The organism is Hydrogenophaga sp., assembly GCF_019264445.1.
Lineage (GTDB): Bacteria > Pseudomonadota > Gammaproteobacteria > Burkholderiales > Burkholderiaceae_C > Hydrogenophaga.
The window spans coordinates 22,574-29,858 of sequence record NZ_JAHVAB010000045.1 but is presented as its reverse complement, the minus strand read 5'-3'; the positions used below and the strand labels follow the sequence as shown (position 1 = coordinate 29,858).

Here is a 7,285-nt window from a genome sequence, read left to right as displayed (position 1 = left end):
GTCGTCCACCGCCATTGCCATGTCAAAGCACTTTCTGCCATCGGCCGGCAGCGAGCCGGGCTTGATGGCCAAGCTGGGCGCCAAGACCGTGGTGGCCGCCACGCTGCGTGCAGTTCAGCTGCTGGGCCGGCAGTTTGTGTTGGGGCAGACCATTGAAGAAGGCATGAAAGAGGCGGCGTCGGCGCGCAAGCGGCAGGCGAACCTGCGTTTCAGTTTCGACATGCTGGGCGAGGGCGCGCGCACCGACGAAGACGCCCTGCGTTACCTCGCGAGCTACCGGCAGGCGATCGGCGCGATCGCGCGCCAGGCCGATCCGGCGCGCCACCCCAGCCAGAACGACGGCATTTCCATCAAGCTCAGCGCGCTGCACCCGCGCTACGAAGATGCGCAACACGAGCGCGTGATGCGCGAGCTGGTGCCCCGCGTGTGGACGCTGTGCGAGGCGGCTGCGGCGGCGCAGCTGAACCTCACCATCGACGCCGAAGAGGTCGACCGGCTGGAACTCTCGCTGGATGTGTTCGAAGCGCTGGCCACGCGGGTGGCACAGCATTGCCCGCAGTGGCAGGGTTTCGGCCTGGCGTTGCAGGCGTACCAGACGCGTGCGGTCGAGCTGATCGAACACGTGGCGTTGCTCGCACGGCGCCACCGCCTGAAGTTCATGTGCCGCCTGGTGAAGGGGGCGTACTGGGACGCAGAAATCAAGCGCGCGCAGGAGCTCGGTTTGCCCGGCTATCCGGTGTTCACGCAAAAGCCCCACACCGACGTGAGCTACCTCGCCTGCGCGCGCGCGATGCTGGAGGCGCCCGATGCGATCCACCCCCAGTTCGCCACGCACAACGCCGGCACCATCGCCGCGATCTTGCAGATGGCCAGCCACCAGTCGGTGCCCTTCGAGCTGCAACGCCTGCATGGCATGGGCGAAGGCATTTACCGCGAGGTGCTGAAGAACCCGGCCATCTCATGCCGTGTTTACGCGCCTGTGGGTGCGCACCGCGACCTGCTGGCTTACCTGGTCCGGCGTCTGCTGGAGAACGGTGCGAACTCGTCGTTTGTGCACCAGCTGGCCGATGAATCGGTGGGCATGGACGAGCTGCTGGTGTCGCCGCTGGAGCGCTCGGTGCCCGACGCGACGCCATCGGCGTTGCCACTGCCCAAGGACCTGTACGGTGCCTCACGGCCCAACAGCCTCGGGCTGGACCTGGCCGTGGCCGCGCACCGCGAGCCGCTGCTGGCGGCGCATGCCGCGCTGGTGGTGCCCCATGTGGCCGAGGCCAGCGCCAACGACGCCAGCGTTGCGGCAGACCGCGCACAGCAGGCCTTTGCGGGCTGGAACCATGCCCCTGTGGCCGAGCGGGCGGCGGTGCTCCGGCGTGCGGCGGATGCCATGCAGCAGCAACTGCCGAGCCTTTGCGCGCTGCTGGTGAAAGAAGCGCACAAGGGCTGGAGCGACGCGATCGCCGAGGTGCGCGAGGCCATCGATTTCCTGCGCTACTACGCAAACGACGCCGAGCGCGTGATGGCACCCCAGGCGCTGCCGGGCCCCACGGGCGAGAGCAACACCTTGCGCCTGGAGGGCCGCGGCGTCTGGGTGTGCATCAGCCCCTGGAACTTCCCGCTGGCCATCTTCACCGGCCAGGTGGCCGCCGCACTGGCCACCGGCAACACGGTGCTGGCCAAGCCTGCCGAGCAGACGCCCGCCATTGCGCAGGTGGCTGTGGCGCTGCTGCACGCCGCCGGTGTGCCGGCCGATGCGCTGCAACTGCTGCACGGCCCGGGCGAGACCGTGGGGGCGGCGCTGGTGGCGCAACCCGGTGTGGCCGGCGTGGTGTTCACCGGCTCCACGCCCGTGGCCAAACTCATCCAGCGCGCGCTCGCGGCCAAGGACGGCCCCATCGTGCCGCTGATCGCCGAAACCGGTGGCATCAACGCCATGCTCGTGGACAGCACGGCCTTGCCCGAACAGGTGGCCGATGCGGTGGTGCAAAGCGCCTTTCGCAGCGCGGGCCAGCGCTGCTCGGCGCTGCGCCTCTTGTGCGTGCACGAGGCGGTGGCCGACGGTGTGATCGCGATGATTCAGGGCGCAGCGAAAGAGCTCGTGGCTGGCGACCCTGCCGACCTCGCCACCGACCTGGTCCCCGTCATCGATGCCGAGGCCTTCGACGGCATTGCGCGCCACCTGCAGCGGTTGCAGGCACAGGCGACGCCGCTGTTGCCGTCCGACCGCGCGGATGCCGCGCCCCATCGGGTGCCGCCGCAGATGTTCGAGGTGCGCTCGATCAACGAGGTGACGCAGGAGATCTTCGGGCCCGTGTTGCAGGTCGTGCGCTGGAGCGGTGACCCCATGGCGGTGGTGCGGCAGATCAACGCACTGGGCTACGGCCTCACGCTGGGCATCCAGACGCGCATCGACAGCCGGGCGCAGGCGCTGGCGGGAGCGGCTCGCGTGGGCAACGTGTATGTCAACCGCAACATGATCGGCGCCGTGGTGGGCGTGCAGCCCTTTGGTGGCGAAGGACTCAGCGGCACGGGGCCCAAGGCAGGCGGGCCGCATTACCTGCTGCGCTTCTGCGCCGAGCAGACGCTCACCATCAACACCACCGCCGCCGGTGGCAACGTGGCACTGTTCACGGGGTAGCTGCAGACCTCCGCGGGCCGACCCGGTGCGATACTGGCGGGCGCATGAGCACGCCCACCATTCCCGCCGCTCCGCGCCCGCTTGAGGCCGCCACCGCTTACCGCCCACTCGACGCCACGTGGTGGCAGTGGATCGCCGAGAACCGGCTGCGCGATTGCGCGCCCGACGCCATGCTGGTCACGATGACCCAGGCCGGCCTGGACCCGGTCGAAGGCGAGCGGGCGATTCTCGACATCGAGAGCGATCCGGTGTTTCTGGCGGCGCGCAAGGTCCAGCAGCTGCAGGTCAAGCTGGAGTCGGTGATGGCCAACCAGCAAAAGCTGCTGGAGCTGAACCCGCGTTACACCCAGGTCGAGAAGCGCGCCAACGTGCCGCTGGACGAGTTTCTCGAAAGGTACGTGGTGGGCAGCCGTCCGCTCGTGCTCACCGATGTGGCGCGCGACTGGCCGGCGCTGGGGCGATGGTCGCCGCAGGATCTGCGCGAGCGCTTCGGACACCTGCAGGTGGAGATTCAAGCCGAGCGCAGCGCCGACCCGAACTACGAAGTCAACAAGCTCGACCACAAGCGCAGCGTGCGCCTCGCCGACTTTGTGGATCAGGTGCTCGCCGGCGGCGCCACCAACGACTACTACCTCACCGCCAACAACGAACTGCTGAGCCAGCCGGGGTTTGCGCCCATCCTGGCCGACATCGGCACGCTGCCGTCGTTCTGCGACCCTGCGCAACTGGCGCAGCGCGCATCGTTCTGGTTCGGGCCTGCAGGCACGGTCACGCCGCTGCACCACGACACGCTCATGCTCTGCCACACGCAGATCGTGGGGCGCAAGCGCTGGCGCTTCATCTCGCCCTTGCAGACGCCTTTGCTCTACAACCACTTCGAGGTCTACAGCCCGGTGGATATTGACCGGCCCGACCTGAGCCGGTATCCGCTGTTCGGGCAGGCCACGGTGCTCGATGTGGTCGTGGAACCCGGCGAGACGGTGTTTCTGCCGCTGGGCTGGTGGCACCAGGTGACCGCGCTCGACGTGAGCCTGTCGTTCTCGTTTTCCAACCTCGCGCTGCCCAACCACTACAGCTTCAGGAACCCGACGATCACCAGCTGGTGAGGGCGGCGTTCAGGACAGCACGAGCATGCCCTCGGTGGGGTTCTGCAGCAGCGCATCAAGCGCTTCGATGGGCAGCGGCTTGGCAAACAGGTGGCCCTGGAACTGGTCGCAGCCCTGGTAGGCCAGAAAGTCCCGCTGCTCCTGCGTCTCCACGCCCTCGGCAACCACCTGCAGGCTCAAGCTCTGCGCCAGCGCAATGATCGCGCGCGAAATGGCGGCGTCGTTCGGATCGGTCAGCACATCGGCCACGAAGCCCTTGTCGATCTTGAGCTGGTCCAGCGGCAGGCGCTTGAGCACCGAAAGCGACGAGTAGCCGACGCCGAAATCGTCCAGCGACAGGGTCACGCCCAGCGCCTTGAGCATGCCCATCTTGTCGATGGTGATTTCCATGCGGTCGGCCAGCAGGCTCTCGGTGAGTTCGAGCTTGAGCTTGTGCGGGCGAATGCCCGTGCGGGTGATCGCGGCCATCACCATGTCGACGAAGTCGGGGTGGCGGAACTGGCGCACGCTCACGTTCACCGCAATGCTCAGGTTGGCCGTCTGCGGCCGGTCGGCCCAGGCGGCCAGCTGCTCGCACGACTTCTCCAGCACCCACTGCCCCAGCGGCAGGATCAGCCCGGTGTCCTCGGCCACCGGAATGAAATCGGCCGGGAACACCAGCCCGCGCTCCGGGTGCTGCCAGCGCACCAGCGCCTCCACGCCGGTGATCACGCCCACGCGGTCCACTTGCGGCTGGTAGTGCACGACGAACTGCTGCTCGTTCAGCGCGACGCGCAGATCCGAGCTCACGTTGGCGTTGGCGCTCACCGTGGCCTGCATGTTGGGGTCGAAGAAACACAGCGTGTTGCGGCCCAGCGATTTGGCCTGGTACATCGCCAGGTCGGCCTGCTTGAGCAGCTCACCCACATCGCTCTGCTGACCGTTGAACGAGGTCACGCCGATGCTGGGCGTCGTGAAGTGCTGGTGGCCGTTGAGCTGGAAAGGTTCGCGCAGCGTGTTGAGCACCTTCTCCGCCAGGGCGGTGGCTTTGAACGCCGCGGCATCGGGGTCGGTGCTGAGGTCATCGACCATCACCACGAACTCGTCGCCCCCCAGGCGCGCCACCATGTCGGTCTTGCGCACGCTCTTGGTCAGGCGCGCGGCGACCTTCTGCAGGAGCTGATCGCCCATGTGGTGGCCCAGCGTGTCGTTGAGTACCTTGAAGTTGTCGAGGTCGATGAACATCAGCGCCCCGTGCTGGCCCGAGCGAGCGCTGGCGGCCAGGGCTTGCTGCAAGCGGTCCAGCAGCAGCTGGCGGTTGGGCAGGTCGGTCAGGGCATCGTAGAAGGCCAGGTGGCGGATCATGTCCTCGGCGGTCTTGCGCTGCGTGATGTCGCGTCCCACCGCCACCCAGTGCGTCACTTCTTCGGCCGTGGCCTGCACCGACACCACCTCCAGCTCGACCCAGAACATGGCGCCGTTCTTGCGTCGCACCATCAGCTCGGTGCGCGCCTGTCGGGTCTGCTGCAGGCCCTGGGCGAGTTCGCGCAACTTGGGAATGGCCGGGTCGAGTTCGAGCAGCATGCGCGGCGTCTGCCCCAGCACCTCAGCCCGGCTGTAGCCGGTGTGCTGCTCGAAGGCGTCGTTGACGAACACAATGCGCGGCTCCTGATCGTCGCTGCCAGCGCCTGTCTCGGCGATGGCGACGATGTCGTTGAGACGGGACACACTGGTCTCCAGCAGCATCAGCTGCTCCTGGGAGCGGCGCCGCTCGGTCACGTCGCGGAAGTACACCGCCAGGCCTTCGGCAAACGGGTACGCCCGCACCTCCAGCCACTTGCCCAGCGTCGGGAAGAAGTCTTCCAGCTCCACGCGGCGGTTGGTGTTGAGCGATTTGGTGAGCTGGTCTTTCAGGCGTTGCGCCAGGCCGGCGCTGAAGCCTTGCCAGACTTCCAGCCCCAGCAGGTCGCCGGTGGTTTTCTGCAGCAACCGCTCGCTTTCCTGGTTGAGGTAGGTGAAGCAGCACTGGCGGTCGAGCGTGACAAAGGCTTCCGTGATACTGGCCAGTGTCGTGGTCAGCCGCATGGCCAGGCGCAGCGTGTCCTGCTGGGCCTGCTTCTGTGCCGAGATGTCCTGGATCGCGCCCTGAATGCGCACGATCTGGCCATTGGCCCGCCGCACCGCCGTGCCCACGGTACGGACCCATTTGGGCGAACCGCCTTCCACGGTGACCTGGATTTCCTCGTCAAAGCCCTCGCCATGCTGGGCGCAGCGTTCCAGCCGCTGGCGGATGCCGTTGCGCCACTCGGGTGTGTAGCGTTGCACCATGTCTTCGAGATTGCGCACCTGGCGATGGTCGGTCAGGCCCAGGATCGTGGCGAACTCGTCCGAATGCACCACCTCGCGGGTGGACAGCTGCAGCGACCAGCTGCCTGCGCCCGCGGTGTGCTCCGTCAGGTTCAGCCGGCTCTCGCTCTCGCGCAGGACGTTGGCGTTGTATTGCTCGCTCAGCTCACAGCGGCGGGCGAGGGCCAGCACGTCCGCAGCGTGTTGTGACAACAGCTTGAGTGTCGGAGCACCCGGCGCAGGACGCTCGCGGGGTTCGTGATGCAGCAGCAGCAGGGCAGATTGCCCGACCGCGTCAAAGACGGGCAGCCAATGCCCATAGCGGAAGGGATGGCCCGCGCCTGGCTCCCCCGGCAACCAGCCTTCGGTGTCCAGCTGGCCCTGCAGCATCGTGGCGCACCCCGCCAGCACGGCGGTGGCTTGAGCGGTGTCCACGCCGTGCGCACCCAGCACTTCCGGGGGCTTGTGGGAGGCGTCGACCAGCAGCGCCGCGCTGGTGCCTGCGAGTTGTGCGGCCATTTCGGCCAGGCGGTCGAGCTCCGTGCGCTGGGAAGGGACCGTCCAGGCGCCCGTGCGCTCGAACGTTGTCTCGGCCAACAGGGGGGTGCGGTTGTCGGTTCCAGGGCGCATGAGGTGTGGTGATCGGTTCGGTCCAGAGGCCAGCATACAGAGCGGTTGCCGTCCGTTGCGCCCGGAGACCGCGTTAGCCTCGTGCCGTGGCGTGAACTTCTGCACGGGCTCCCCAAATGTGGGGAGAATTTGTAACCCAAGTGTGAGTTTTTGTTGCTTATGTTCTAACATGGCCGCACTCTCGATGCCAGCCCAAAATGCTGTGCCATCGAATCGCCACTGCCGGTCCGACACTTGATGGAGTTGATTGTGAGCACACTCGCAGAACTCAGGCAATACAGCGACGTTTCCAGCCTGAAATCCGCCCTGCACCAACTGTGCAGTGAGTTTGGCCGCATCACGCGTCTCGACATCCTCACCGCCATGCACGAAGGCACAAAGCAGGCCATCTGCTTCCTGCGCATGGAACGTCCCGAGCAGGAACAAACGCTCATGAAAAGCCTGGGCGTCGGCCGTTTTGGTGGCGAAGTGGTCTTTGTGCTCAACCTGAATGTGCCCGTGACGGCCGAGGATGGTCCTTCATCCCAGTGGGCCGACTCCGACATTTACTGACGCACCCCCGGGCCGCTGTGCCCTTGCTGCGCCAGGC

General features: G+C 66.9%; 4 protein-coding genes. 3 read left to right on the top strand and 1 reads right to left on the bottom strand.

The window, feature by feature from the left end; all coding sequences use genetic code 11:
* Together KXJ60_RS08275 and KXJ60_RS08270 are read left to right on the top strand one after the other, a co-directional pair.
* Positions 1-2,635 (top strand): L-glutamate gamma-semialdehyde dehydrogenase (locus tag KXJ60_RS08275; RefSeq protein WP_291126196.1); only part of this gene is annotated, 2,635 nt, incomplete at its 5' end.
* Between the two features lie 44 nt (positions 2,636-2,679).
* Positions 2,680-3,741: a cupin-like domain-containing protein gene (locus KXJ60_RS08270; protein ID WP_291126194.1), complete on the top strand. Its 1,062-nt coding sequence runs from the start codon at positions 2,680-2,682 to the stop codon at positions 3,739-3,741.
* Between the two features lie 9 nt (positions 3,742-3,750).
* Here the strand turns inward: KXJ60_RS08270 and KXJ60_RS08265 are convergent, their stop codons facing one another.
* Entirely contained in the window at positions 3,751-6,696 is a 2,946-nt protein-coding gene (locus KXJ60_RS08265; RefSeq protein WP_291126192.1) for a bifunctional diguanylate cyclase/phosphodiesterase, read from the bottom strand.
* Positions 6,697-6,945: 249 nt separating this feature from the next.
* Here KXJ60_RS08265 and KXJ60_RS08260 point away from each other — a divergent pair, with 249 nt between their 5' ends.
* Positions 6,946-7,248, top strand: a complete 303-nt coding sequence (locus tag KXJ60_RS08260) for an RNA-binding protein (protein WP_291126190.1) — start codon at positions 6,946-6,948, stop codon at positions 7,246-7,248.
* Positions 7,249-7,285: the final 37 nt, after the last annotated feature.

Excerpts from the sequence above, each read along its gene's own strand:
- KXJ60_RS08270 (WP_291126194.1), top strand. The coding sequence starts at position 2,680 with ATGAGCACGCCCACCATTCCCGCCGCTCCGCGCCCGCTTGAGGCCGCC.
- KXJ60_RS08265 (WP_291126192.1), bottom strand. The coding sequence starts at position 6,696 with ATGCGCCCTGGAACCGACAACCGCACCCCCCTGTTGGCCGAGACAACG.